Source organism: Halorubrum sp. SP9 (genome assembly GCF_005435015.1).
Classification (GTDB): Archaea; Halobacteriota; Halobacteria; order Halobacteriales; family Haloferacaceae; genus Halorubrum; species Halorubrum sodomense.
The window spans coordinates 1-462 of the sequence record NZ_SGXU01000368.1; the positions used below are offsets into that span (position 1 = coordinate 1).

1 protein-coding gene and 1 pseudogene are annotated in these 462 nt (G+C 57.8%); both read left to right on the forward strand.

Annotation, left to right across the window (positions count from 1 at the left end):
- Positions 1-75 precede the first annotated feature (75 nt).
- Positions 76-180, forward strand: a pseudogene (locus EXE45_RS22050) (ABC transporter permease subunit); the annotation flags it as partial.
- 52 nt (positions 181-232) lie between these two features.
- On the forward strand, positions 233-462 hold a 230-nt coding region (locus EXE45_RS17905; RefSeq protein WP_158294335.1), incomplete at its 3' end, for an ABC transporter permease.

Consider the following 462-nt stretch of genomic DNA (forward strand, 5'->3'; position numbering starts at 1 on the left):
AGATGAACAGATATCGACTCCGCCCTCAGGGGATCTACCGGGAGACGACGTCGAAAACGAGGAGGTGAGCGACCAATGAGCGTGCTCGCAATCGCAAAAAAAGACCTCCGCGACGCGGTCCGGTCCCGGTGGCTACTCGGATTGACTCTGTTGTTCCTCGGTCTCGTCTCTTTCGTCGCGTATCAGGTGCGACCACCGACCGGCGAAACGGTTTCATCGAATGCGTTCCTAAATGTCCGGCGGAACTCTCCTGCCGCTCACCGCATTAGTCATCAGCTACAACGCGATCAGCGGCGAACGCGAGTCGGGGTCGATCAAGCTTCTGCTCTCTTTACCGAATTCCCGGACTGACGTGGTTCTTGGGAAGCTCGCCGGTCGATCGATCGCCTTCTCTTTGTCCGTTATCTCCGCGTTTGTCTTTCCTGCTCTCCTGCTTGCGGTCGGCCCGCTTGCGCTTGATCT